This is a genomic window from Gemmatimonadaceae bacterium, from assembly GCA_020852815.1.
In the GTDB taxonomy this organism is placed as follows: domain Bacteria; phylum Gemmatimonadota; class Gemmatimonadetes; order Gemmatimonadales; family Gemmatimonadaceae; genus SCN-70-22.
Genome location: JADZAN010000028.1, coordinates 155389 through 180592, shown reverse-complemented (window position 1 = coordinate 180592; position 25204 = coordinate 155389). Strand labels below are relative to the sequence as shown.

At 69.3% G+C, this 25204-nt stretch carries 20 protein-coding genes; 9 read left to right on the top strand and 11 right to left on the bottom strand.

Annotation, left to right across the window (positions count from 1 at the left end):
- Nucleotides 1–7 precede the first annotated feature (7 nt).
- On the bottom strand, nt 8–349 hold the full coding sequence (locus IT359_15865) for a transposase (protein MCC6930463.1): 342 nt from the start codon (nt 347–349) through the stop codon (nt 8–10).
- 229 nt (nt 350–578) lie between these two features.
- Between IT359_15865 and IT359_15860 the strand changes: the two genes are divergently transcribed.
- Complete coding sequence (locus tag IT359_15860; protein MCC6930462.1) at nt 579–971, top strand: transposase; 393 nt, start codon at nt 579–581, stop codon at nt 969–971.
- Nucleotides 955–1185 carry an IS3 family transposase gene (locus IT359_15855; protein MCC6930461.1) on the top strand — a complete coding sequence of 77 codons (231 nt, stop codon included), beginning with the start codon at nt 955–957 and terminating at the stop codon, nt 1183–1185. The genes IT359_15860 and IT359_15855 overlap by 17 nt, the downstream gene beginning before the upstream one ends.
- Before the next feature lie 729 nt (nt 1186–1914).
- Here IT359_15855 and IT359_15850 read toward each other — a convergent pair.
- From IT359_15850 to IT359_15840, 3 genes are all read right to left on the bottom strand, one after another.
- Entirely contained in the window at nt 1915–3255 is a 1341-nt protein-coding gene (locus tag IT359_15850; GenBank protein MCC6930460.1) for a hypothetical protein, read from the bottom strand.
- 2 nt (nt 3256–3257) lie between these two features.
- A complete protein-coding gene (locus IT359_15845; protein MCC6930459.1) occupies nt 3258–5216 on the bottom strand; it encodes a hypothetical protein in 1959 nt (652 codons plus the stop codon).
- A gap of 187 nt (nt 5217–5403) precedes the next feature.
- The gene (locus IT359_15840; GenBank protein MCC6930458.1) at nt 5404–6135 is read right to left on the bottom strand and encodes a DUF4397 domain-containing protein; all 732 of its coding nucleotides are present in this window, start codon (nt 6133–6135) and stop codon (nt 5404–5406) included.
- A 225-nt stretch (nt 6136–6360) separates the two neighbouring features.
- On the opposite strand from IT359_15840, the gene IT359_15835 reads away from it, so the two are divergent.
- From IT359_15835 to IT359_15825, 3 genes are all read left to right on the top strand, one after another.
- Nucleotides 6361–6858, top strand: coding sequence for a sigma-70 family RNA polymerase sigma factor (locus IT359_15835; GenBank protein ID MCC6930457.1), 498 nt, complete (start codon nt 6361–6363; stop codon nt 6856–6858).
- Nucleotides 6845–7732, top strand: coding sequence for a hypothetical protein (locus IT359_15830; GenBank protein ID MCC6930456.1), 888 nt, complete (start codon nt 6845–6847; stop codon nt 7730–7732). The genes IT359_15835 and IT359_15830 overlap by 14 nt, the downstream gene beginning before the upstream one ends.
- A gap of 142 nt (nt 7733–7874) precedes the next feature.
- Entirely contained in the window at nt 7875–10334 is a 2460-nt protein-coding gene (locus IT359_15825; GenBank protein MCC6930455.1) for a TonB-dependent receptor, read from the top strand.
- 27 nt (nt 10335–10361) lie between these two features.
- Here IT359_15825 and IT359_15820 read toward each other — a convergent pair whose 3' ends face one another.
- From IT359_15820 to IT359_15795, 6 genes are all read right to left on the bottom strand, one after another.
- The gene (locus IT359_15820; GenBank protein MCC6930454.1) at nt 10362–11006 is read right to left on the bottom strand and encodes a hypothetical protein; all 645 of its coding nucleotides are present in this window, start codon (nt 11004–11006) and stop codon (nt 10362–10364) included.
- A gap of 146 nt (nt 11007–11152) precedes the next feature.
- A complete protein-coding gene (locus IT359_15815; protein MCC6930453.1) occupies nt 11153–12862 on the bottom strand; it encodes a GH3 auxin-responsive promoter family protein in 1710 nt (569 codons plus the stop codon).
- Nucleotides 12859–13704, bottom strand: coding sequence for a hypothetical protein (locus IT359_15810; GenBank protein ID MCC6930452.1), 846 nt, complete (start codon nt 13702–13704; stop codon nt 12859–12861). The genes IT359_15815 and IT359_15810 overlap by 4 nt, the downstream gene beginning before the upstream one ends.
- Nucleotides 13701–14918 carry a hypothetical protein gene (locus IT359_15805; protein ID MCC6930451.1) on the bottom strand — a complete coding sequence of 406 codons (1218 nt, stop codon included), beginning with the start codon at nt 14916–14918 and terminating at the stop codon, nt 13701–13703. Before IT359_15805 ends, IT359_15810 begins: the two co-directional genes overlap by 4 nt.
- Complete coding sequence (locus IT359_15800) at nt 14888–16261, bottom strand: B12-binding domain-containing radical SAM protein (protein ID MCC6930450.1); 1374 nt, start codon at nt 16259–16261, stop codon at nt 14888–14890. The genes IT359_15805 and IT359_15800 overlap by 31 nt, the downstream gene beginning before the upstream one ends.
- The gene (locus IT359_15795) at nt 16258–17757 is read right to left on the bottom strand and encodes a B12-binding domain-containing radical SAM protein (protein ID MCC6930449.1); all 1500 of its coding nucleotides are present in this window, start codon (nt 17755–17757) and stop codon (nt 16258–16260) included. The genes IT359_15800 and IT359_15795 overlap by 4 nt, the downstream gene beginning before the upstream one ends.
- A gap of 179 nt (nt 17758–17936) precedes the next feature.
- On the opposite strand from IT359_15795, the gene IT359_15790 reads away from it, so the two are divergent.
- The 4 genes from IT359_15790 to IT359_15775 all read left to right on the top strand — a co-directional run bounded on the left by IT359_15790 (nt 17937) and on the right by IT359_15775 (nt 24055).
- Nucleotides 17937–19682, top strand: a complete 1746-nt coding sequence (locus IT359_15790; protein MCC6930448.1) for a radical SAM protein — start codon at nt 17937–17939, stop codon at nt 19680–19682.
- Between the two features lie 38 nt (nt 19683–19720).
- A complete protein-coding gene (locus tag IT359_15785) occupies nt 19721–20674 on the top strand; it encodes a Rieske 2Fe-2S domain-containing protein (protein MCC6930447.1) in 954 nt (317 codons plus the stop codon).
- Nucleotides 20675–20741: 67 nt separating this feature from the next.
- Nucleotides 20742–21920 carry an NAD-dependent epimerase/dehydratase family protein gene (locus IT359_15780; protein MCC6930446.1) on the top strand — a complete coding sequence of 393 codons (1179 nt, stop codon included), beginning with the start codon at nt 20742–20744 and terminating at the stop codon, nt 21918–21920.
- The gene (locus tag IT359_15775) at nt 21917–24055 is read left to right on the top strand and encodes a penicillin acylase family protein (GenBank protein ID MCC6930445.1); all 2139 of its coding nucleotides are present in this window, start codon (nt 21917–21919) and stop codon (nt 24053–24055) included. Before IT359_15780 ends, IT359_15775 begins: the two co-directional genes overlap by 4 nt.
- A 111-nt stretch (nt 24056–24166) precedes the next feature.
- Here the strand turns inward: IT359_15775 and IT359_15770 are convergent, their stop codons facing one another.
- Nucleotides 24167–25198 carry an alpha/beta hydrolase gene (locus tag IT359_15770; GenBank protein MCC6930444.1) on the bottom strand — a complete coding sequence of 344 codons (1032 nt, stop codon included), beginning with the start codon at nt 25196–25198 and terminating at the stop codon, nt 24167–24169.
- Nucleotides 25199–25204: the final 6 nt, after the last annotated feature.

Below are 25204 nucleotides of genomic sequence, written 5' to 3'. Positions count from 1 at the left end.
CGCGCGGTCAGGGCGCCCCAAGTTTTCTTTTCAGGGCGAGGTACTCCTCCGACACCTGGGCGATCAGCGCATCCTTCTTTGCGAGCTTGGCTTCGAGCGCGGCCACGCGTGCCCGTTCGGCCGCGCCGGCCTGCGATATGCCCCGCTGCGAGCGCCCATCCTGCAGCGCAGCGCTCAGGTGTTCGAAGGCCTGGCGCTGCCAGAGGTAGAAGAGCGTGGGCTGGATCGCGTACGCGTCACACAGGTCCGAGACGGGGACCTTGTCGACGAGATGCCGCCGCAGGATCGTGGCTTTCTCCTCGGGCGTGAACTGTCGCCGGGCCTTCGGCTTGCCGTTGCGTCGACTCATGGACTCCTCCGGGCTCACTGCATAGAGTGAGCGGCTGGGAGTCACATTTCAACTGAGGCAGGACACTTCTGGCCAGAGCTTGTACAACAACAAGCTCACCGCTCTGGGGTCGAGATGCGGAGATAGTGAGCCATCCCCAGTTTCGTGGACACCTCACGCACCCTAGGTTTGGACCTGACCAGGTTTGACGGACACCTCACTTGCCCCAGATTGCGGGCGGAGGTGGTTCATGACGCCACGAAGGAAGGAGTCGAACGCCCGGCGTGAGCGCCGCGCATTCCCCGGGAAGTTCAAACAGGAAGCGGTCCGGTTGATGCACGAGCGGCGGGCCAAGGGTGGGACGCTCACGCACGTGGCGCAGGGGTTGGACGTCCGCCCCGAACAGCTGCGGGAGTGGACCCGCGTGCCGGCGGCGCGGCCGAGTGGGCTCGCCGCGGCGGGTGTGGTCGAGACGCCCGAGCAGGAAGGCAGCGGCTGCGGCGCGAGAATGCGCGGCTCAAGACGGAGCGTGAGTTCGCAAACAAAGTCGCGGTGTACCTCGCGAGGGAGTCGCGGTGAAGTACGCCTGTATTGCGCGGCATCGGCACGAGCATCCGGTGCGACTCATGGGCGCTGTGCTTGAGGTGTCGCCGAGCGGCTTCTACAACTCGCGGAGGCGTGCACCTGAGGTGCGCGCGATCGCGGATGAGGTCCTCATGGCGCGCGTACGGATCATTCATCGCGCGAGTGGCGAGACGTACGGGGCCCCGCAGGTGCAGCGTGACCTGCGGGGCGACGGCATTCGGGTGGGCACGAAGCGCGTGGCGCGTCGCATGCGGCAGAGAGCCGCACTGTGAACGTTGCGTCTGGAAATCCGACGTGCGGTGTCTCAGTCACGCGGGTTCCGTCAACGGGAGACGACTGATGATGCGGTTCGTTGGGACGGCAGCGCTTGCGCTCACTGGATGGACTGTGATCTCGCAGAACGCCGCCGCGCAGACGCCCGAACCGATGCGGGTCCTGTTCGGAGTATCGTTAGGGGGGATGCGTACGAGTCACCCCGAAGGTGGTATTGCAGATCTCGGAGGCCTTCTTGGCGTTGAACGGACCTTCGCTGGACGGCATTCAGTCCGTGTGCTCGCGACGTTGGATCACGGCGTTTCTACAACGGACGATATCGCGCTTTGCCACCCGACTACGTCTGGTTGTCTTCCAGATGCGGTATTTCCCTCGTGGCTTTGGGGCGCGAGACTGGAAGGTGCAATGTCTGTGAGTGCTGCAGTTCCTGTTCGGTTGGTATTTGGAGCGGGCGTTTCTCTGGCGACGAAGCCCCAGGAGGCCGATCATTCCGCGGTGCCGCTCAAGTCGGTCTCACGTGCTTCCTGGCGAGGTGGCGTCGAAGTGCCCCTCGGTAGGTCGCGGTCCGCACCGGTGCTGCAAGTTGGGAGAACCGGTTTCGTGAACGCCCCCTATTCGCTTTCCGCAATCGATGCCGTAACGATCGTACTACGTCGATAGTGAGCTGAGAGGCTCCTGCCAGTCTCTCCGGTTGGATTTTGACCGTCCCGATTCACCGGCGATCGACCTCACGTCGCCGGCTTCACCACCAACACGTTGCACAACTCCGGCTGCGCCCCGAACGACAGGTCGTCGGTGTTGAGCAGCTGGCTCTCCTCCTCCAACGCCTGCAGCAAGGTCCGGCGCGGCACCTCGGTATTCGACGTCGTACGCCCATGCTTGCCTGGGAGCGTCGAGAGCAGCGTCTTGAGCTGCCGCCCCTTCCGCTTGCGGAACTTCTCCCACAACAGCTTCCTCGGCGTCGCGTTACGGCTCCCGTGATGCCCCACCTTGTACACGTCGACGTCGGCCAGGAGCTCGCGCACCCGCTCGGCGTCCGGCGCCTCCTGCAGGGCGTAGCTCCAGTTCTCCAACTGCGCGTCGCCGGGAAAGAGCAACTTCTTCCCGAAGACCTCGAACAGGAGGATGACGCTGGTGTTGTTCATCTGCTGGTCGAGTGATCGCACGATCTCGAGCAGTTGCTGCGCACGCATCCGCTCCAGCCGATCGCGGAACCAACGCCCTTCGATGGGCACCACCGGCGCATCGCCGCGCTTGCGCGCGCCGAGTCCTCCCGCGAGCGCGCCCCCTGCTACGCGTAGTTTGGATCCCGCAAGAAGCTGCCAGAACTCGTTCTCGTTTTCGCTCACCTGCTTGGTGATGCCGCTGGTTTGCGTGAGGTCGGGAGGGCCGAGGACGTGGACCTTCACGCCTGGCAGGAGCGCGTCGAGCCCCGACTTGACGCCATAGTGGAGGTAGCGCGCCGCGGCGCCCGACGCCTCACCCATGGCGATGAGGTTATCGATCGCCGAGCGGTTGGCGATGTTGTCCTGCCCAATGAACGACAGCTCCTTGCGGATGGCGGCGCTCATCCATGGCGGGTTCTTCGCGGCGAGCGCCGCCACCTGGCCGGCCACCTCGTGCATGGCGGCGAGCGAGGCGACGAAGCCCTTGCGCGACCGGTTGGACAGACGTGTGGCCTTGCGCGCGTCGGTGGCGGCGTCGGGGTCCTCGGTCCACGGCTGCAAGATCAGCTTAGGGCGCAGTGCCTTGATGATGCTCCCCGAGTCGCCGGTGCGCCCATCCGTGCCGAAGCCGCTGATATGGTCGGCGTGGCGGTGCGTGGCAACGACGGCGGTGAGCCGCCCCGTTTCGCCGCCGCACACGCGCTTGATGTCCTCGGCCACCATCGGCATGTACGCCGATGGCTTGAGCGCCTTGGTCGACTTGCTCGGCAGCTCCGTCGTCCCGAAGTCGATGAGGACATGACGGGCCATGCGCGCGGAGTAGATGAACGACAGCAGGAAGCAATCGCCGAACCCCACTTGATACGATCGGATCTGCACTTCTGTCGGTTGTCTCGTGGCCATGGCTACCACCCCTCCCGGAAGGCGCGGCGCACGCCGAGTGCGCGCGCGCGATGCAACGACGACAAGCGCTCGGCGCGCAGCCGGGCGCCGTCCTGCTCGGGCTGCAGGAGTCCCTCTTCCCACAGGTACTTGAGGCGCGCTTGCTGGCTGGAGCCGAAGACGTCGTTATGCACCCAGTACTTCACGTGGCCGTACTCGTCGAAGATGAGGACACCGCCGCCGTAGAGTGGCGTGAGGATCGCCTGGTCGTCATCGCCCGCGTCGCCGCCGACATTCGCCGACTCGTCAGGCGCCTCGTCGGAGTGCGGCGTGCGCCGCGCCGCGTCGGCTTCGCGCTTCTGCCGGCGTTCCTCATCAAGCTCCGCCAGTCGCCGCAGGTAGTCGGCCGGTGCCTTCACCCCAACGGCGGCGAGTTCGTCCGGTGTGAGGCGGGCCACCTGGTAGTAGGTGACGACCGTTTCGCGCACCACGAAGCCGTCGAACCCGATGCGCACCGACGGATTGACCGAGAGCACCTGCGTGTACGCGCCGTCGCGCAGCTCGAGGCGCTCGCGGTTGTCCCAGACAAAGCGGAAGACCTCGTCGGCGTCGCTCTTCATCGACTCGAAGCGCACGCGGTCGTAGCGGAGCCCGTTAGGCGGCGGGTTCCAGACTCCCGGCAGGTCCTTGCGGCGCGAGGCGGGGGCAAAGCCGAAGGCGGCGAAGTTGCGACGCATGTGCTCGCGGAGCTGGTAGCGCGAGTCATCCGGGCGCACCTCGAGGTCGGCGGTGAGCGCTGCGCTCAGTGCGTCGCCGAACGCCAGGTGCACCGGCGGCATGTAATCGAGGGCGCGAATCCACATCGTCACGAGCGCGTCGGCAATGTTGGCCCCCTCCTCGGCCACGCGATCAAGCGGGAATCGCTTGGCGGTGGGGGTGCCTGACGAGAGAATGCGGGCCGACCACGCATCGATGAAGCCGCGGATCACGGCAGCGACAAAGAGTTCACCGCGCCGGTGTGATTCGAGGAACTCGTACGAATCCTTGAGGGCGGGATCGGGGTCGATGGAGGCGCTGCGCCGCAAGGCGCTGCCGCGCAGCGAGGCGAGTTCGCTCCCCATCTGGTCGGCGAGGCCAAAGAGCGCACTCTCGCGCAGCGCCTCGGGGAGGACGTCCTTGCGCGCGATGAGCATGGCGTCCGCGCGGTCGCCGCCGCGCAACAGGTGCCTCACCACCTCGGGTTGCGAGAAGACCGAGAGGAGGGCGACGACATCGGCCAGCCCTTCGTGGAACGCCGCCTGGTCGGGGGTGGACGGGTCCATGAAGCGCGGGCGCAATGCGTCAATGAGCGCGTGCGTCGTTTCGTGGACGATGATGTCGTGCGAGAGGCAGGTGAAGACCGGGGCGCCGCTGACGCCCGCGAAGTATCCCAGGACGAGCCCTTCCTGTTCCGGCGTGTAGAACGCGTTGGCGTCGTACATCCCATGCGGCGCCACCTTGAGCTGGTGCGTGCGGAACGACCACCCGATGCGTCGCCCCAGCGCAAACTCGAAGCGCGCGAGCGTGCGCATGACGAGTGCGTAGCTGTTCTGCGCGTGAAAGCGGTAGTCGTCCACGATGGCCGGGTCGCCCTCGTGCCAGGCGCGCGGTTCGTCTTCGTAGCGCGCGGGGAGTTCGTGCAGGCCATTGAAGCGCCGGGCGGTGGCGTCGTAGTCCACCAGCTGCAACCGGTAGCCCATGGGGCCAGGGCGCAGCGCCTCGGCGGGGACGGCGATTCGTGCGGTGACGATCTTCCCCTTGTGGCGCACCGCGGGATCCTGCGCAATGACCGTCATGTAGCGCTGGGGCGGCAGCGGCTCCGCGCGCGTGCTGGCGTTGCTGCTGTCGGTGGCGGTGCGCGCGGCGGTGCGGGCGGCAGTGCGGCTGGCGGGGCGCGCGGTGGAGCGTTTGGAGGAACGTCGCGGCGGGCGGCGTGAGGGCATGGGCGTTCGCGGGAAGGGGCAGCAATCGGGTGCGCCTCCATATGGTGACCGGGCTCGACGCTCTGCAAGCTGGCTGATGCATTGTGCCCTTGGACGCCCTGCACATGCAACCTGGGTGGGTGCACGGCGCAAGGGCCCCGGGCGACGCCTCGTCGCCCGGGACCCCGCTCCACCCTGATGACGTGCCTCAGTTCCGTTCCGCCGAGACAATCCCCTGCAGGGGAGCGCCGCCGGCAGTGGCCTCGAGCACGGCGATGCTGCGCACGCTGCGGTTGGGGAGCGCGAGCGTGTTCACGTCCAGGACGACCGACTTGGTCCCGGCCGTGGTGAGGCGCACGCGCTGCGCGGCTGCGGTGACCTCGAGATACGGCGAACGCTTGAGGAAGTCGATGGCGGTGGCGTTCGGCGTCGTCGTCGCAAGGTCGGCGTTTGCTGCGGTGATGTAGACATCCACGCTCGCCGCAGTCGGCGCGACATTCAGGATGCGCACGAAGGCCTTGGTATCGGCCGGCGTGGCCGCGGTGTCGGCAAGGACAAGGAGCGAGTCGCCGGTGGGGCGCTTGGCAAGGATCGCGGAGTACGACGCACTGTTCACCAGCGACGCGGCGGTGGAGGCGATGTCGGTCGTGGCGCCGGCCAGCCGCGCGCTCAGCGTGCGCGCTCCCGCTTCCAGCACCACGCTGTTGGACCAGGCGGCGCCGTAGCTGCGACCACCGTCTTCGGTGGTGCCATCGGCGCGGAAGTCCACGGCCGCGCGTCCCTGTGACGCATGGAGGAAACGAATGCTGGCGACCGCGTCGGGAGCGTCGGAGTCGTCACAGGCGGCCGTGAGCGAGAGGAGCGCAATGGGGACGAGCAGTCGGGCGTGACGGCGGGCGTGAAGTCGGGTGCGACGACGGGTCGTATGAACGGCTCGCATGGCGTATGTCCTCGTGCTGAAGGGAAGCCCGGCGCCAACCATGGCGCGGCGTGGCGAGCGATAGGACGCGCCGTCCACCGACGTATAGCACTTCACCCCTTCCCCCTCTGGAAGGCGTGCAGGGGGTGCTAGCATCCCGGGTGTCAGGCGTCGTACAGGGGCCGGGGCGTGCGTTGCCACCGGGGACGGAAGCCCCTGTCGCGCCACGCGATACACCGCACACGAATGGGACCGGACGCCACCTGGGAAGCGATCTACGCCGAGCACCGGCTCGAACTCCTGCGCTACGTCCATCGCCTAACGCGTGATGTGCACCTGGCGGAGGACGTCGTGCAGGATGCCTTCCTGCGGCTGTGGCGCGAGACGCGCGCCGTGGACAACCCGCGCTCGTGGCTCTTCCGCGTCTGCACGAACCTCGTGCGCGACCAGTCGCGGCGCACCGCGATCCGCGAGCGCCACGCCGCGCACCCCGACGACGCCCAGGCCGAGTCGCCGGAAGAAGAGTTCGACCGCGCCGAGTCGGTGCGCGTGGTGCGCCTGGCGCTCGATAGGTTGATACCGCGCGACCGCGAGGCGTTGCTGCTGCGTGAGTCGGGCTTTCGCTACGCCGAGATTGCCGACGTGATCGACGTGCGCGTCGAGATCGTCCCCACGTTGATTGCCCGGGCGCTCAAGCGCTTCCACAAGGCCTACCTGCAGGAGACCACCGATGCCGCACCCTAGCGAGGCGTTGCTGATTGCCTTCGCCGACGAGACGCTCGACGCGGAGGGGCACCGCGAGACGGCCGCGCACATGGCAACGTGCGCCGTGTGCCGCCACGCGCTACGCGACCTGCGCGAGGCGATGGCGGCGCTCAAGGTGGAGGTGGCACTCGTCGACACGCGCGAACCCGACGCATGGCGAGCGGGCGGCCGGTGGCGCGAGTCCTCCATCGCGAGTGATGCCACGCGAGTGCGGCCGCTCGCGGGGAACGCGCGCACGAAGTTGAGCGATCGCGGCGCCGCGAGCCGCGGGTGGTGGGGGAGCGCGTCGGTCGCCATGCGCCGTGCGGCGGCCGTGCTCCTCGTTGTGGGCGGCGGGGCGGCGGCGATGACGGCTCCCCGCTGGCGTCACTTGCTGTCGCGCAACGACTCGGCGACACCGGTGACGGCGAGCGCGAGCACTGCAGCGATCGATGTCCCGGTAGCGCCGGCGCCGCTTTCCGCTCCCGCCGCCGCCGTCTCAGTTCTCCCGGTCGACGGCGAGGCGCTGGTCTCGCTCCTGGAGATGCCGGCGCCGGCTGCAACGGCCAACGAACCGTCTCAGTCGCCGGCGCGCATGGTGGTGCGGGTCAGCGACCGGCGCGACGTGCAGGTCACCGTCACGTCCACGCCGCGCGGTGCGGGGAGCGAGCGGGTTCCGCGCTTCCTCACGGGGGATGGCAAGCTCGAGGTCCAGCTCGCCGGCGCGGGTGCGGTAGTCGAGGTGGAGTTCCCGTCGACGCTGCGCAGCGCGCGCGTGACGCACGATGGGCGCACGGTGGTCTCCGTTCGTGGGACGACGGTCGTGCCCGGCGAGGCAGCGGCGGCCGGGATCCTCCTCACCCCGGGGCGGTAACGAGGGAGACACAGGCGGCGACGCGCCGGGTCTAACGCGAAGGGCCCTGACGCGCGCTGCAGTTCGCGCCTCGCGTGACGCGGGGCCGCCGCGAAATCCGCATCCTGAGACAATCCGTCACCGTGCGTACCGTGTCGTGCTGATGCTTTCCGCCGTCCTCGCCCTTACCGTCGCGACGCGCCTGACGAGCGCGATGCCGGAGGCGCGGGCGATGGAGCAGCAGGACACGCTCTCCCGCACGGTGGCGACGCGCGCGGTGGGCAGCGCTCGCGCGGCGGGGCGCGCTGAGGGGCGCGCGGAGGGGCGCGCCGTGGCACGCGCTGCAACTGCCCGCGACTCCGCTCGGACGCTGCTGGGTGAAGTGCGCGGGCGCGTGCTCGACGCCGGTGCCGACGTCCCGCTTGCCTCGGCGTTCGTCGTGCTCGAGGGGAACGGCACCGCGCGCATGGCCACCTCGGCGCTGGACGGCGGCTTCGTCTTTCCGGCGATGACCCCTGGGCACTACACGCTGCTCGTGACGCGTGCGGCGTATCGTCCCACGCGTCTCGGCCTCGTCGTCCCCGAGGGGTCGGCGCTTGTGCTCGACGTGCAGCTGACGAGGCTTCCCGTCTCGCTGTCGGCCATCGTCGTGCAGGCGTCGCGTGACGACGAGCCCGCGCTCGCCCCGGGGATCGAGGCGCTGAATGCGCGCTATGCCGACGGGGCATCGTCCAGCCGTGCGGCGACGCTCCTTGCCTCGCCGGGGGCGATGACGAGTGCGATCCTTGGTGTCGTGCCCGGGCGCGGTGCCGGCGACCCCGGGAGTGGGGGCGACGGGCGCACGCTGTTCATCTGGGGGGCGAAGGATGCGGGGGCGCGGGTCACGCTCGACGGGATCCCGCTGGGCGCGCCGTTGCACCTGGGGGGGCTCCTCCCCGTGGTGGACGAGGACGTGATGGCGCCGGCCCGCATGTGGTCGGGGGGAGCGCCGGCGCGCTACGATGGCGGCACCGACTACGTCCTCGACCTGCGTGCCCGGCCGGCGGCCACCGACTCGTTGCGCCTGTGGGCCACGATCGACGTGCTGTCCGAGCGCGCCGGCGGCGAGCTCCCGTTAGGCAGCCGCGGCTCGCTCATGGCCGGCGTGCGGCGCGTGAACGACGGGCGCGTGGCGCAGTGGGCCGGCGCCGACCCGGGCTATGCCTACGGCGATGGCTTCGTGCGCCTGCAGCTGCAACCCGCGGCGGGCGACGAACTCCGGGCCACCGCCCTCGTCACCGACGAGGCGCTCGACCTGCCGCGCGACCAGGGGATCGACAACGCCCGCTGGGGCAACCGCGCCGGCTCGCTGGCATGGGAACGCACCCGCGAGCGGCACGGGACGCTGCTGCGCGCCGGGCTCGCCGACGCCGTCATCGACCTTCCGCTCCTCACGCTGCGTGCGGGACACCTCCGCGCCGACTCGCGCCGCCTGGCCGTTCTGGCAGAGCATCGTTGGGGCACGACACGCGCCGTGACGGCAGTGGGGGTGGAAGGGGAACGCATGGACGTGCAGCGCACCGTTGCCGGCGACTCCACGGGCGCGCCTCTCACGAGTGCGGGGAGCGGCGATCCCTGTCCCATCGCGTCGGCGTGCGACCAGGTGCCGGTGATGGCGCGCGTGGCGGGAACGACGGGGGCGGTGTACGTCGACCACCGCCGCCTGCTCGCGCCCTGGTTGCAGCTGGGGGTGGGGGGGCGCGCGGTGATGGCGCCGAGCGCCTTCGACGCCGGGCGCGTCACGTTCCTCCCGCGCCTCGCGCTGGAGGCGACGCCGAGCGGGGGAAGTGCGCTGCGCCTGGGGGTGGGCGGCTATTCGCGCACCGCGACGCTCTTCGACGAGTCCGGCGGTGCCACCGTGCTCCCCTCCACCGGGCTGGCGGCCAGCGCGCCGGTGGGCGGCGGCGCGTGGCTTTCGCAGTCGACCGCGATGCAACTCGAAGTTGGGGCGTCGCAACGGTGGTCACATGCCGGCGTGTCAGCCGTCGCATACTGGCAGCGGCCGCAGCGCACCGGGGTGGGGCAGTCGGCACTGCGCCACCGTGGCATCGACCTCATGTGGCAGTACGCGCGCGGGGCGACGTCGCTCACGGCGTCGTACTCGCGCGTGGCGCGCGAGGTGCGCGCCTGGGACCGCGACTCGGCAGCCGAGGTGGTGTCGTCGCGCCTCGAGCAGGTGGCCTCGCTCGGCGCTGCTGCGCGCCTTTGGAGGTTGTACGGATCGCTTTCGGCGTCGTATGCGCGCGGCCTCTCGTTCGCCGCCGTCGTCCTGGAGAGCGCCAATCGCAGTGCGCCGGCGTCGACTTCCTCGGGAAACGTCGTGTCGGCCTCGGCGGAGTCGGCCCTCCCCCCGCAACGCTCGTTCCTGCGCGTGGACGCCACCATCTCCTCGCGCGTGTGCGTGGCCGGACCCTCGTGTCGCGTGGTGCTGGCCCCCTACGCGCGCGTCCTCAACGCCCTCGATCGGCGCGACGCGATCTTCTACTATCGCGAGTCGCCGTCGCGCGACCCGGGGCGGCTGGGGTGGCTCCCGGCGCTCCTCTCGGTGGGCGTGCGCGCCGACATGGGACGGTCGAGTCGCTGATGCGGGCGCCACACTAGCTGCGCACGCTTAGGGGATGACGACGATCTTCCGTTCGGCCGTCACCGGCGTCGAGTAGGAAGGATCGCTGTCCTTGATGCGGCGCCCTTGCGCCCGGATCACCCCGATGCCCGGCGTGGGGAAGACCGCGGTGACCTGATGTGCGAGGCGATCGGTCCAGAGCTGCGTGCAGATCTGCGCCCCCGAATGGCGATCATAGGCGACGACGAAGGCGGAATCGCCGCGCTGCGCGATCGTCCCGCCGTCTGACTGCCAGCATCCGTTCTCCCCGATCGTGTTGACGACGATCGACACCGACTCGCCAACGCGCACCGTGTCGCGCACCTCGATGACCTGTGCCGGGACGAGGATGCGGACCTCGGTCGCCGGGATGGGCGGCGTCCAGGTGACGTTACCCGATTGTGCGCGGGTGTTGAGAGTGGCGGGGAGGGCGGCCGTGGACTGCAACTGCAGCGCGCCAACCATGCGCTGCGAGTAGGCGACGCTGGATGTGATCGAGTCGCTGGTCCCGCACGCCGACAGGGCAAGGAGCGACGCCGCAACGAGCGCCGCGACACTATTGTGGGACTCGGCGCGGAGCCGTCCGATTCGCTGGGGGCGCGGCTTGGGACGGTGTGCGCGGCGAGAAGCGTCCGAGGGGCGAGGTGATGGCATGGGACAACTGGAGTGTCGGCGCCCGTGGCACGTACTCGGGGGCGGGCGCATTCATACGACGCAGGAGCGCGCGACGAGCTAGCAGGGACGCGCCGCACGGGAGGCCGCGACGAGCCGTGCGCGCGTCGCGGTCCGCCCGGCACAACTCAGCCGTCCGGTGCGATGCGCCGCTCCACCGCAGGGAGCAGGAGGCGAGGCTTTGCATCGCCCAGGCGCCCGGGGTGCGACCACAGATCGTCACGCGCGGCGTCGCGCGGCACCGAGCGCTCCCGCAGCGGTTGCAGCTGGCCGAGCCGGCGAGCCAGGGCGTAGTGCGGGTTCTCGCACAGCGCGCGCTCCAAGTGGCGCAGGCGCGCCTCGTGTGCGGCATCACGCGCGTTGGCGCCGTCGGCGCGCGCTTCTTCTGCCACGAGCAGCTCGTAGCCGGCTGCCGCCCCATCGTTCCACGCGCGGAGCGCGACATAAGCGGGCATTTCACCCCCCTCCCATGCGCCGCGCAGCGCTCGTGCCACGAAGGGCTCGCTGAGCTTCTCACCGCGAAGGTCGCTCACCTGTCCGGCGCGACCCAGGAACTGCAGCGTGGGAGTTGCCTTGAGGTGGCCGGTGCACGCCACCATGTCGCCCAGGCGATAGCGCCACAGCCCGCCGCCATTGCTCAGCACGACCTCGTACTCACCGCCGCGATTCAGCTCCTGCGCCAAGCGAACGTTCCCGTCGCGATCGAGAAACTCGAAGAAGTGCGAATTGAGCGCGAGCACATGGGTCATCCCATGGGGAACTGTCACCACGCCCTCGGTGGCGAGGAGCCCCTTTGGCTGCACCAACACGTGTGATGCATGCGCCGACACGTGGCGTGCAATGGAGCGCCACCCTGCTTCGGCGCCCTGCTCTCCCCAGCAACTGATCACCTGAAGCTGCGGCCACCACGACGGCCACGAGTCGCGTCCCAGGCGGCGCAGTTCATCGGCGCGGTGAGGGTCGGGAGATGTCGTCCAGCCAGCGCGTGCGCCGGGCGGGAGCGCGGCGATCCACGGACACGTGCCGCTCGCGATGGCATCCAGCAGTTCCTCCCACGCGTTGCTGGCCGCGTCCATCAGGATGTCGACAAACGACGGATGCCATGCCGAGATGAGCCGCAGCCCCCGCCGGCGGAGGAGCGCGAGCGCGGTCAGGCGCCAGAAGGCCTGCATGTCGCGTACGTGTCGCAGCGATGACGGTGCGGCCATCGCCTGCCGCACGAGCCATGCAGCGCCCGCGCCGAGGTAGTCGGCGTCGTCGGCGAATCCGATCGGGATGGCGGCGTGTGGCACGTCGCATTCGTCGGCGCCGGGTGGGACGCACTGCGCGGCGCCCCGCGCGGTGCGCGCTGCGTTGCTCTCCTCCGCAGCTTCCTCCACCAGCGGGGAGATGGACCAATAGGCGGGACCGCCGACCAGCGCCGGGCGCTGGCGCACGAGGTCGTGCATCCACGCGCCCACGGCGGCGCTGAAGCCTCGCTGCAACTCGGCGTTGAACGGAATGAGCTTTCGCGCGCCGGTGGAGCCGCTCGTCGGGGCCAGGTGCGTCACGCGCCCCGTGGCCAGGACGTCGCGCACCCCGGCACCAATGCGCGCGATGTGTGGGGCGAGGTCGTCGTAGGTGCACAGCTCCACGGCGCGCGCATACGTCCGCGGCGAGTCGATGCGCCCGAACTCGCGTGCCTGGCCAAACTCGCTGGAGGCATGCAGCTGCAACTGGCGAGCGAGCCAGCGCCACTGCGCGGCGCCCGGCTGGTCGAGCGCGCGCTCGAACGCACGCGCCGCCGGGCGCATCGATGCCAACCATAACGCATTGGCCACCGTGGCGCCGATGGTCACGGTGCCGCCGGCGGTACTTGTGTGAGTGCCAGCGGTGGTGCTTGCGCTGGTGCTTGCGCTGCTGATTCCAGCGAGGTTGACAGCGACGAGCGGCGCGCATCGCTGCGTACCATGCGCAATCCCGCAGCCGTAAGGTTCGCGTCGCTCAACTCGGTGAGACAGACGAGTTCATCGCCCGCCCTCCATCCCGGGTTGCGGGCCAGGAAGTAGCGCACGTGCGGATCGTCGGTGCGACCGTCGGGAATGTCGGCCAGCGCGCCACGCAGCCGCTGAGGATGCGCGAAGCGCACCACGCCGGCGCGCGCATCATACGACTCCCCGAATCGCGCGGTCGCCAGCGCATTCAGCGTCTCGCGCACTCCTGCCGGCGCCTCGGCGTCGTGGCGCGGCCAGAAGTCGCGCCAGAAAACAGGGAGAAAGCGATACGTACGAAAGCCCGACGAGAGCAGGAGCCAGTACCACCGCTCGCCCGGTTGCACCTGCTGCAGCGCCCGCACGAGGGCGATCCACCCGCGTGCCAGCACCGGCGATGTCCACGCCTCGGGAGCCACGATCGTATCGCCGGAGTACAGCACCTGTGCGCACGTTCCGTCGATCGTCGCGCTGTACAGCTGCAACGTCGTGAAACCCACGAGCCGGCCCTCGCGTCGGATGCGCAGCACCCAGTCCTTCTCCTCGAGGTCGCGCGCGAACTGCACGGGGGTCACGCCCTCGAAGTGGCGGTCGAGGAGCGCAAACAGCTCGTGCCGTTCACTGGCGCCCAGTGCGGAGCGGAGAACCGAATCGGCCACGTCGCCCGCCACCTGCAACGCAGGGATATCGGGGGTGAGGGAGAGCGTCACAGGAGCCCGACCTCCGGGCGTACCAGGCGTGAGTCCCACGCAGCGGCCGGCGACCGCCGCCCCAGCGCCACGTCGTACAGCGTGGTGTGATACTCGCGCGCACGCGTGAGCGCGCGCAGCACCGGGAGTTCGGGATCGCGTGCGTCGCGCGCGACGGTGAGCCAGGCGATCCCCCTGGCGCGCGCGCACGCCTGCAGCGCCGGCCAAAGCACGCGCCAATCGCCGGGTGCCGACACCGTGGCGCCGAGGAGCGCCCCCTGCGCCAGCACGCTCCCCGGCGGCGGGAGTGCGGGGCGCCGCGTGAGGCGACACCACAGGTTGACCGCGGGCCGCGCCAGCTGCAACGCAGCGGCGTAGCCGTCCACCACCACCTGCCGGAACGGACGCTGGTCCCATATCCCCCCTGCCGCCACGACGGCACCCCCACGCCGGACAATCACGAGATCGTCGCCGGTGAAGCCGTGTCGCGCCAGGCGCGCCAGCCGGTCATCGTCCCACTGCAGCGCGAGCTGCCTGTCGGGCGCGTGCCGGGCAAGGAAAGCCAAACCGTCGGCGACATCCGCGCGCCGGTCGGCGCCGCCAGCCGCAACGTGGTGTGGCGGGTGCGCCGAGCGCACCGGTGCCGCCATCGCGAACCCCGCGGCCGGCGCCAGCGGTGCTGCCGGCGCCACCAGCGCCACCGGCGCCACCGGCGCCACCAGCGTCACCAGCGATGCAATCGGCGCGTAGGCCGGCAAGCCGAGTCGCCCGCCGCGCTCCAGCACGGAGCGGGCGCGCACATTGTCGTTCGTGATGCTCGTGAAGCAGGCCTCCACCTCGCCCACCGACTCGGCGAGCGCGGCATAGCCGTCGCGCAGGAGTCGCACGCCGTTGGCCGTCCCGGGCGCGAGGCGCAGTTCCCCCAGGTACGCCACGCGCGCCGGGGCGCCGTTGCGAAAGAGCGGGTACACGCTGCATCGCCCCAATCCCACCAGGCGGCCGCCGTGACGCGCGACCACGGCGTGATCCTCGCCGCCGGCCAGCGCGTCGCCGGCGAAGTAGTCCGGCTCGCGAGTGAAGGCAACGCGCACCGCGCCGGGAATGACCGACGCGCGCAGGAGAGCGCGAATCGCCGCATCGTCGTCACGCACGACGGAGGTGACGACGGGGCGCACCGACGTGCCGTCGTCAGGCACGGGCGCGGTCAGTGCGCCGGCCGCAGCGCCCCCTGCCATGCCATGTCTCCCAGTGGGTAGTGGTCGCGCAGGCTCACGTCGGCGCGGTGCATCGCGTTGATCATGTAGAAGTTGCGCCACATGAAGCCGTTGCCGCGGTTCACGGGGTCCAGGCTCCGCCTGAGGATGCTGGGCCAGCCGTAGAACGTGCGCCGAGCCGCGAGGCACGAGCGCTGCAACTCGTCAGGCGACATGCCGCGCGGCGTGAAGGGGATGCGGTTGTAGCTGTAGCGATCGTCCATCCACCAGGCGTCGTAGAGGAGCCGCCCCTCGCGCGCCAGGCGCTGGTACAGCGGCGTTGCGGGGAACGGGGTGAGGTGGTTGAAGGCGGCGATGTAGAAGGCGTGCGACTGCGCGAACGAGACCGTGGGGGCAAAGCTCGCCGGCGTGTCGCCGTCGTAGCCGAAGATGAAGGTCCCGTACACGCGGATTCCGTGGCGCCGCAGGTTGCCTAACGCCTGCTCGAACCCTCCCTTGGCGGTGTTGAAGCGCTTGTTCATCGACTCGAGGTTGGCCGGGTCGAGGCTCTCGAAGCCGATGAGCACGCCCTGGCACCCGCTGCGCTTGAGGAGATCGAGGAACTCCTCGTCGTGCGCGGCGTTGATGCTGGCCTGGCTCACCCATCGGATGCCTAACGGGATGAGGGCGCGGAAGAACTCCTTGGCCTGCCGCAGGTTGGAGGTGATGTTGTCGTCGACGAAGAAGAAGAGCTTCTTCTCGTCCTTGAGCGCGCGCACCTCGGCGAGGATCTGGTCGATGGGGCGTCGCGTCTGCGAGGCCTCGAAGACCGTCTGTACCGCGCAGAACTCGCACGAGAAGTGACACCCCCGCCCCGCCTCGACCAGTCCGATGGGGAGGTAGCGCTTCCCGCGGAAGATCGAGCGATCCGGGCGCAGCCCCGCCAGCGACGACCGTCCCGCTGCGCGATAGAACTTTTGCAGCTGGCCGTGACGGGCATCGTCCACCACCATTGGCCACAACTGCTCGGCCTCTCCCACCACGACCGACTCGGCGTACGTTGCCACCTCGTCCGGGCAGAGCGAGGCGTGAAAGCCCCCCATTACCACCGGCACCTTGCGCTGGCGATACTCGCTGGCGATCTGGTACGCGCGCTTGGCCGTGTACGTCTCGACGCTGATCGCGACCAGGTCGGTGGGCTCGTCGAACGGGATGCGCTCCATGCGGTCGTCGTGGAAGCGCACCTCGACATCGCGCGGCGTGAGCCCGGCGAGCGTGGCCGCGGGGAGCGGTTCCATCTGCCAGGTGCGGATGTACTTCTGCCCCGGAATGCGCCCGACGCAGGGGTGCACGATGGTGAGGCGCATGGCCCGTGACGCGGTCACGACACCGCCTCCGGCTCGCGCGCCACCGACTCAGGGATAGGCGTTGTACCTGCCGGCGGCGGCATGCGCTGCGCGGAGGGCGCGCGCCCGATGATCCAGTCGCAGTTGTAGAAGCGCGACAGGTTGTTGGCGTAGAAGCGATACCCCAGGTTGGTCCCGATGCGCACCGGCCATGGCGCCGGCGAATGGCGCAGGCGTCGCCAGATGGAGCGATAGCTGTAGGCGTGCTTCCATGCCGCCTCGATCCCCAGCTGCAACTCCCGCACGCTCATGTGCCTGGGTTGGAACACGACGTGCTGCGCGTCGTACAGCTCCCAGTTCCTGGTGAGGATGCGCCCCTCCGCGTCCAGGCGCTTGTAGAGCGGCGTGTTGGGAAAGGGGGTCACGACGGCAAAGCGCGGGAGGTCGATCCGCGCCTCCACCGCGAACTCCGCCGTCTTGAGGAAGACGTCCGGCGTGTCGTCATCGAGGCCGAAGACAAAGCACCCTTGCAGCGCGATCCCGTGCGCGTGCAAGCGTTCCACCACGCGGGCGTACTGCTCGGGAGAGTTGAACCCCTTGCGGTTTCCCCTGAGGTTCGTCGTCGAGAGCGACTCGAGCCCCATGAGCAGTCCGGTGCACCCGCTCCGCTGCGCGAGGGCGAGCAGTTCATCGTCGTCCGCCAGCAGCACCGTCGACAACCCGTACCATTGCAGCCGCAACGGGATGAGCGCGGTGAACAGCTCCACGGCGTAGCGACGGTCGGCAATGATGTTGAGGTCGACGAAGATGAGCTTGCGCGCGCCGTGCTGCCGGATGTCGGCGACCACTTCGTGCACCGGCTTCTGGTACGGCTTGCGTCCCCACGCGGTGGGAACGACGCAGAACTCGCATGGGTGCACGCAGCCGCGCGTGGCCTCGAAGACATTGTTGGTGAGGAAGTGCGCGCTGGGGAGGAGCTCACGCCGGGGAAACGGTTGCCCGCCGATGTCGAGCCCCGGGCGCTGTACGTAGCGCGGCACCAGCGTGCCATCGCGCACGTCGCGCAGGAGTTGCGGCCAGCTCTCCTCCGCGTATCCGACGACGATTGCGTCGGCGTGCGGCTGCGCGTCGTCGGGGATCAGCGTGACATGCGGCCCGCCCAGCACCACGGTGATCCCGCGGGCGCGAAAACGATCGGCCAGTTCATACGCGCGCACCGCCGTCCCCGTGATGACGGTGATGCCGATCAGGTCGACGTCGAGGTCGAGCGGAACGTCGGTGATCCCCTCATCGAAGAGGACGATGCTGTGCGGCACGTCGCGCGGAACGAGCGCGGCGAGCGTGGTGAGCGTGAGCGGCTGGTAACGCAGCGACTTCTTCCAGATCCCGCCGCGATGCCGGTAGAGCGGCCCCTTGGGCGATATGAGCGCAATACGCAGCGGTCGCGCCGACGTGGCGCCGGCGCCGCGCGCGCCGCTGGAGCCGTTGGAACCGCTGGAACCGCTGGAGTCATGCCTCGCGTCAAGATCGTTCACGTCGACCTCGGCCTCAGGGAGAGAGGGGCGCCTTGGGCGATTCTACCACTTCGACGGATGACGGCAAGTCGACGCCGGGACCTGTGCGCACATGTCACGCGCCACCGCGCGGATGAATGCCGCGATCCGCGCGGCGCGTTCCCCTGTCGCCAGGAGGCGATGCGCCGCATCGTATCGCCATGGCATCTGCGCCAGTGAAGGTCCTCATCGTCACGGGGAGCTACCTGTCGGCGCGCGAAGGAAGCCTGCTTCGCGCGCTGTGGAAACAGGTGGTGCAGGCGCGCCACGCCCAGCACGCGTGGCTGGAAGCCAAGGTAAAGGCGACGGTCGCCGAGTCGGTGCTGCTCGGCCGGCTGCACGCGCGTCGGCATCGTCAGCGGTTGTCGCCGGAAATGCGCGCGCTGCTCGAAACGCGCGAGAACGTCGCCACCCCCGAGCTCACCGAAGTCGTGCTCGCCACGGCGCTCGCCCGCGAGGGAATCGACTTCGAGCTCCTCACCTTCGACGACCTGCTGCGCGGCACCGACAACAGCGACGCGAAGCTGCGCGCGTGCGACGTGGTCTTCGCATCGGCAACGTTCCTCCGCGACCTGAGCGAGCTGGAGCCCTTGCTGGTGCGCCTCAAGCGTCCCTGGAATCGTATCGTCGTGGGCGGCGCACTCGCCGGAACGCTGCACCTGCAATGGGACGGGTCGCCACTCATCGACATCCTCGCAGTGGGATACGGAGAGTCACTCGTTCCGGCCCTCGCCGAGTGGATTCGCTCCGGCTTTCGCACGTTGGTCCCGCCGGAGCGCGGGCGGCTCCAGGGCGCTGGCCCGACGCGGGTGCTGTTCAGCGGAGTGCCAGCCACGCTTTCCCTCGACGCACTCGACCGCCCCGACTGGGGGCTGGTCGCGCGACGCCGCGGAGAGCGCTATCGCATGATCCACTACGAGAGCGTGCGCGGCTGCCCGTATCGGTGTGCCTTCTGCAACTATCCGTACCTCTTCGACGACACGAAGTTCCGCACGCGCTCCGCCCGGCGCATGGCCGACGACTGGGAACATTACGCCACCACGCTGGGCGTGGAGTACATCACCTGCCTGGACTCGCTCTTCACCATGCCCACGCGCCGGCTGCTCGAGTTCTGCGACGAGCTCGTCAGGCGCAACATCGGCATCAAGTGGATCTGCTATGCCCGCGCCGATGACCTGCTGGACGCGGACGTCGTGCGCGCCATGCGTGCGGCGGGGTGCATCCAGGTGCAAATCGGGATCGAGTCGGGAGACCAGGGGCAGCTCGACCGCATGCAGAAGCGCACGACGGCGCGCGACAATGCACGCGCGCTGGCGACCTGCCGCGACGCGGGGCTCACGACCGTCATCTCACTCATCGTCGGCTTCCCGGGCGAGACGCGCGCGACGCTCGAGGCCACGCGCGACATGCTGGTCGCGTCATCCCCCGACTTCCACTTCCTGGCCACCTTCTCGACGCGCGTGGCGACGGTCCCCATCCTCGCTCCCGATCTCGCCGCGCGCCACGGGCTGGTGACGCACGCGAATCCACGAACTGTCTCGCCCTACTGGGCGCACACGACGATGTCCTGCAGCGAGGTGGGGCATCATGTGCGGTGGCTCGCGAACGAACTGGTCGAGCGGCGCGTATCGCTCGACGCCACGCTGTTCTACGAGGGGATCCTGCAATACCAGCCAGCCATTCGTGACGAGATGCTCGATTTCCAACGCGACGCGATGCGCGGCGCCCCGCTGGTCCGACGGGTGTTCGCGACGCTGCATCGCTGGATCGACCGGCAGCTGCGTGCCGATGTGGCGCGAACGTTAGGCACCCCGACGCACGGCGCCCCGACGCCAGGCGAGTTGCTGCCCGTCTCGCGGCGAGCGTTGGCGGCGCATCGCTCCACTCCGGCTCGCGCGACCACGTGAACGCCCGACAACACGCAGGCGCGCTCGACTTGCCCCTCGTGCCGCACGGCTGGTACTATGTCGCCCCGGTCGAGTCGATGCGGCGCCCCGTGGAGATCACGCTGGGGAATCGAGAGTACGTCGCCTTCGCGGTCGACCGTCAGTTGCACGTGCTGGACGGTCGCTGCGCGCACTTCGGGGCGCACCTGGCACGCGGCAACGTCGTGGGGCACTGCCTCGAGTGCCCGCTGCACGGCTGGCGCTTTCGCGGCGACGGTCGATGCGATGGCACGCCCTCGGGCGAAGTCCCGCCGGAAGCCGCGCGACTCGATGCCTATCCCGTCGCGGTTCTCGGCGGCCACCTCTTCTTCCACACCGATCCGGCGCACACGACACCGGCACCGTTCTTCGCGGACGCGTCGAGCGACGCCCTCATCTCGGCGCCGCCGTTCGCCTTCGATGTGGAGATGCCGTGGTGGATGGTGAGCACCAACGGGTTCGATGCCCAGCACTTCCTCACGGCGCACGACCGAAAGCTCGTAGGATCACCCGAAATCCTCAGGCGAGACGATCACTTCGAGGCACGCGCGTCGTTCGAGGTGGTGGGAACAGCGTGGCGCGATCGCGTGACGCACGTTCTGGCCGGGCCGCGCTCGGAGATGACGGTGCGAAATGCCGGCGCCGGCGCCCTGATTCTCGTCACGTCCCGCTTTGGGCGTACGACGACGTATGGCCTGGTGAGCATCCATCCTCGCTCCGCCACGCGGTCGCATGTGCGCACCATCGTCTGGATGCATCCGCGAACGGGACTGGCACGTGGCATCGATGCCATCGATGTCCGCGTGCGAGCGTCGTTCATTCGCGCCTTCATCGAACCCGACATCGTTGCGGGAGAAGGAATACAGTTCGACCCACGGCGCACCATTGGTGCCGACGCGCTGGTCTCGGAGTACCTGGCCTGGCTGGCGGCACGCGCGCGCCCGGCCGCAGAACCACGACCCACCGCGTCGTAGCGCGACGCGGGCCCGGCGGCCAAGTTGAAGGCTCCCCCTGCGCCCACCATCCGTGCGGAGTCGATCCATGAGCAGTCGCCGCTCATTTCTCAAGACGAGTGCCGTCATCGGCGGTGCGATGGCACTCGCCCCCGCGTCGTCCAGCGCCGCAGCCTCGCGCGCGTTCGAAGACAAACGACGCGATGTCGGGCGCGCCCCGGCCTCGCTCAACATGCTCATCCTCGGTGGCACCGGCTTCACCGGCCCCGAGCAGGTCGAGTATGCCATCGCCCGCGGGCACCGCGTCACGCTCTTCAACCGCAACAAGACGCGCCCCGGCATGTTCAAGGGAAAGGTGGCCGAGGAACTCATCGGCGACTTGAACAGCGACACCAGCGCGCTCAAGGGGAAACGGTTCGACGTGGTGATCGACAATCCCACGACCTTCCCCGCGTGGGTGCGCAACGCGGCGCAGTACCTCAAGGGAAACACGAAGCACTACATCTTCGTCTCGACCACCTCGGTCTATCGCGACCAGAGCCAGATCGGGATCGATGAAAGCTCGCCGACCACGCCGATGCCCGACGGCGTCGATCCGTATACGCTCGATCCGCAACACTCGTCCCGATATTACGGCGCGCTCAAGACACGCGCCGAGCAGGAGGTCGCCACGCACTACCCCGACATGCACACGGTCATTCGTCCGTGCCTCATCGTCGGGCCACTCGATCGCACCGACCGCTTCACCTACTGGCCGGCGCGCATCGACCAGGGCGGGGAAGTGCTCGCCCCCGACAAGCCGGACGATCCGTGCCAGTTCATCGACTCGCGCGACCTTGCCGAGTGGACGGTGCGTGTGGCCGAGGCGCGCACCTTCGGCACCTACAACGCCGTGGGGCCACAGCATCCCATGACGATTGCCGAGATGCTGTACGGCGTGAAGGCGGTGACGACGGCCGGGGCGCACTTCACCTGGGTCCCGTGGGAGTTCCTGCAGGCGCAAGGTGTTCGCCCGTGGCGGCACATGACGGTGTGGCAACCGCCATACGGCGCCACGGCTGGCTACCAACGTCGCAAGGCGGAGAAGGCCATCGCCGCCGGGCTCACCTTCCGGTCCATGGCGGTGACGGCGAAGGACACGCTCGACTGGCACAAGACGCGGCCGGCGGAGGAGCAGGCGCGCACGCTGCGCGGCGAGGTGAACGGACTCGACATGAAGCGCGAGGCGGAAGTGCTCGCGGCGTGGAAGGCGACCCAACCGAAATGATGCAGCGCGCACTTGCACTGGGCGGAATGATCGTCGCTGTGGCGCACGCGGCGGCGGCGCAACCGTCGCGCCCGTATGCCGATCGGGTCGAGATTCTCCGCACCACGCACGGCGTCCCGCACATTCGCGCCGAGGATTTTGGTGCGTTCGGCTACGCCATGGCGTGGGTGCAGCTCGAGGACTACGGCGATCGCGTGGCGCTGGGACTGGTGCGCGCACGCGGGCACCTGGGGCGTTACTACGGGCGCGACTCGCTCGAGCGCGACTTCGAGGCCCGCCTCGCGCACCAGCGCGCCGCGGAGACATTCCGGCAGTTGCAACAAGAGACGCGCGCCACCTACCACGGTTTTGCGGCCGGCGTGAACGACTACGTGCGGCAGCACCGCGGCGAGATGCCGATGTGGATGCCGACCGACTTCACCGGTGAGGACGTCGCCGCGCTCTGGATGGAGGAGGCCGTCCCCAACGCGGCGCAGTCCTTCGCCGATCGCGCGCGTGCTCGCCGCGAGCGCGCTCGACAGGATTCGCTGCAGCGGGAAGGCGAAGGGTCCAACGCCTGGGCCTTTGCCCCGTCGCGCACGAAGTCGGGGCGCACCATCCTGCTGCGCAATCCGCACCTGGAGTGGACCGCTGGCTACTACGAGGCGCAGGTCACGATTCCCGGCGTGATGGACTTCTACGGCGACTTCCGCATCGGGAATCCGTCGCTGCTCGTGGGCGGCTTCAATCGCGAGCTGGGATGGGCAACGACGAACAACAACACCGACAACGAGGCGCTCTACGCCCTGGATGTCGACACCACGCAGGTCGACCACTACCTGCTGGATGGCGAGAGCCGGCCGCTGCAGCGCGTGGACGTCGTCGCCGAGTTTCGCAACGGCGCCGGCCTCTCGAGCGAGGTGCGCACGATGTGGCGCACGCACGTGGGGCCGGTGGTGGAGCGGGCCAACGGCAAGGTGTACGTCGTGCGCTGGCCGTCGGAGGGAGAGTTCCGCAAGGGAGAGCAGTTCCTGCGCCTGATGCGCGCACGCACGCTCGACGAGTGGAAGGAGGCAATGCGCCTGCGCGCGCACACCACGTCGAACTTCACGTACGCCGATGCGCGCGGGAACATCTTCTACGTCTGGAACGCCACGGTGCCGGCGTTGCCGCATCCGTCGGGCGGTGACTCGATCGCCATCCCGGTGCGCACCTCGGTCGAGATGTGGCGCGACATGGTCCCCTTCGATTCGCTCCCGCAACTGCTTAACCCGCCCGGCGGCTACATCCAGCAATCGAACGACCCGTTCCACTACACCAACCTCAACGCCATCATCGATTCCACGCGCTGGCCGTCGAACTTCTCGCGCCCCGCGTTAGGCTTCCGCACGCAGCTTGCCCTTCGCCTGGTGACGGCGAAGCCGAAGATGACGCTGGACGATGTCGTGGCGCTCAAGCACTCGTATCGCATGCTGGTCGGTGAGCGTTTCACCGACGACCTGCTGGCCGCGGTGCGTGCGTCCAACCCCGCCCCCGACGTTGCCGATGCGGCAGCGATGCTGTCGCGGTGGGACCGTACCACCGCCCCGGCCTCGCGCGGCGGCGTCCTGTTCGAAGCCTGGTTCACCCGTCACCTGCAAGGGGGCGAGACAATGCGCGGGCTCCCCATGGCCGAACGCCAGCGGCGCACCTTCGCCACGCCGTGGACGTCGGCGCGCCCCAACGACACGCCGTCGGGACTCGCCGACCCGGCGCGCGCCGCCGCCGACTTCGCGTGGGCCGTGGGTGAAACGGTGCGCCGTTACGGTCGCGCCGACGTCGCCTGGGGCGATGTGCATCGCGTGCGCCGCGGAAACGTCGACGTTCCGGTCGGCGGCTGCACGGGAGCGTTGGGGTGCTTCCGCGTCCTGCAGTACAGCGATGCGCCCGACGGCAAGCGCATCGCGCGCGGCGGTGATGGCTGGGTCCTCGCCGTCGAGTTCACCCCCACCCCTCGCGCGGTGTCGGTGCTGGCCTACGGCGAAAGCTCGCGCCCCGAATCTCCCTTCTTTGCCGACCAGGCCGCGATGTTCGCCCGTGGCGAGATGAAGCCCGTCGCCTTCACCGCCGCCGACGTCGAACGCACCACCATCCGCCGCTACCGCCCGGGGCGTTAGGCGGCCCCGCACACCGCCCCAGCGTCTATCGCTGGTGCCTTCGCTCCTTCGCCGCTTCGCCTGAAACCGCTCTTCTCATCACGCGAAGCGGCGAGCTGCGACATCGCGCCTTTAGTGCTCCGTGTGCGGCGCGAACACCGAGCCGGCAATCCCCGTCAACTCCAGGTCCGGCGCCATCCACCCCCGCCGCGCCGGCAACGACTTGAGCAGCTCCACCGAGTACCAATCGCGAAAGAACGCCGAGCGACGCGCATAGGCCCGGTACATCTGCCGCACCGCCTCCAGTCGCGAGCACTCCGCCGGGAGCGTGGTCATCGACGCGGCAATCGCCCCCAGCCAGAGGCGCGTCAGCGTCTCGTGATAGCCGCTGCTGTCGGTGTTGTGCCCGCCCTGACTCGTGTTGTAGTGCCTGATGGCGTCCCGAAGCCGATTCAGCGCGCGCGGGATTGGCGTGGACCAGAGCACCGCGGCCGCCATTCCGACGTGCGCCCCATGCGTCCACCAGGCAATCGGGAAGCTCCCGTCGAAGAAGCACGCCAGAAAGGCGTCGAGCGACGCTTCATCGCCCAGCCACGACGGGAGCCACTCGTCAGGCACCGGCGCCGCGCGCAGCTCCTCGAGCAACCCCCACCCCGCCGGCCACTCCCCATAGCCGGCGTCGGCGTTGAGGTGCGCGCCCCCCTCCACCTCCACATAGCGGCTCCCCCACGCGGTTGCATACGACCGTGCAACCTCGGCAGCACAGTACGGATCATTGCTGCTGCCGACCACGATGGAAGGGAAGGGGAGGCGGATCATCGGCACGGGCGAGAAGCCGGTGGGCCCGGCGGGGTAGTTCGGTCCGTCGGGGTCGCTCGGCGCCACCAGCAACGCCCCTCGCACATTGAGGTGCCGCAGCGGCGACGCCGACACCGCCCAGTGCGCCACGAGCGGACACCCCGTGCTATGTGCCACGAGCACCACCGGCTGCCTAACGCCGATGATTGCCGCGTCCAGGCACGAGACCCAATCGGCGCGCTCGGGCAGCTCCCACTCCGACTGCACCACGCGCTGGATGGTCGCGTCGCGCGACTCCCACATGCTCTGCCAGTGCTCGGGCGACGAGTCGTAGAGGCCGGGGATCGTGAGGGCGGTGATGTCCATGGCGGG

Bases quoted from the DNA above. Each gene is read 5' to 3' on its own strand.
- IT359_15865 (MCC6930463.1), bottom strand. From the start codon at position 349: ATGAGTCGACGCAACGGCAAGCCGAAGGCCCGGCGACAGTTCACGCCC.
- IT359_15860 (MCC6930462.1), top strand. From the start codon at position 579: ATGACGCCACGAAGGAAGGAGTCGAACGCCCGGCGTGAGCGCCGCGCA.
- IT359_15855 (MCC6930461.1), top strand. From the start codon at position 955: ATGGGCGCTGTGCTTGAGGTGTCGCCGAGCGGCTTCTACAACTCGCGG.
- IT359_15850 (MCC6930460.1), bottom strand. From the start codon at position 3,255: ATGGCCACGAGACAACCGACAGAAGTGCAGATCCGATCGTATCAAGTG.
- IT359_15845 (MCC6930459.1), bottom strand. From the start codon at position 5,216: ATGCCCTCACGCCGCCCGCCGCGACGTTCCTCCAAACGCTCCACCGCG.
- IT359_15840 (MCC6930458.1), bottom strand. From the start codon at position 6,135: ATGCGAGCCGTTCATACGACCCGTCGTCGCACCCGACTTCACGCCCGC.
- IT359_15835 (MCC6930457.1), top strand. From the start codon at position 6,361: ATGGGACCGGACGCCACCTGGGAAGCGATCTACGCCGAGCACCGGCTC.
- IT359_15830 (MCC6930456.1), top strand. From the start codon at position 6,845: ATGCCGCACCCTAGCGAGGCGTTGCTGATTGCCTTCGCCGACGAGACG.
- IT359_15825 (MCC6930455.1), top strand. From the start codon at position 7,875: ATGCTTTCCGCCGTCCTCGCCCTTACCGTCGCGACGCGCCTGACGAGC.
- IT359_15820 (MCC6930454.1), bottom strand. From the start codon at position 11,006: ATGCCATCACCTCGCCCCTCGGACGCTTCTCGCCGCGCACACCGTCCC.
- IT359_15805 (MCC6930451.1), bottom strand. From the start codon at position 14,918: ATGGCAGGGGGCGCTGCGGCCGGCGCACTGACCGCGCCCGTGCCTGAC.
- IT359_15790 (MCC6930448.1), top strand. From the start codon at position 17,937: ATGGCATCTGCGCCAGTGAAGGTCCTCATCGTCACGGGGAGCTACCTG.
- IT359_15780 (MCC6930446.1), top strand. From the start codon at position 20,742: ATGAGCAGTCGCCGCTCATTTCTCAAGACGAGTGCCGTCATCGGCGGT.
- IT359_15775 (MCC6930445.1), top strand. From the start codon at position 21,917: ATGATGCAGCGCGCACTTGCACTGGGCGGAATGATCGTCGCTGTGGCG.
- IT359_15770 (MCC6930444.1), bottom strand. From the start codon at position 25,198: ATGGACATCACCGCCCTCACGATCCCCGGCCTCTACGACTCGTCGCCC.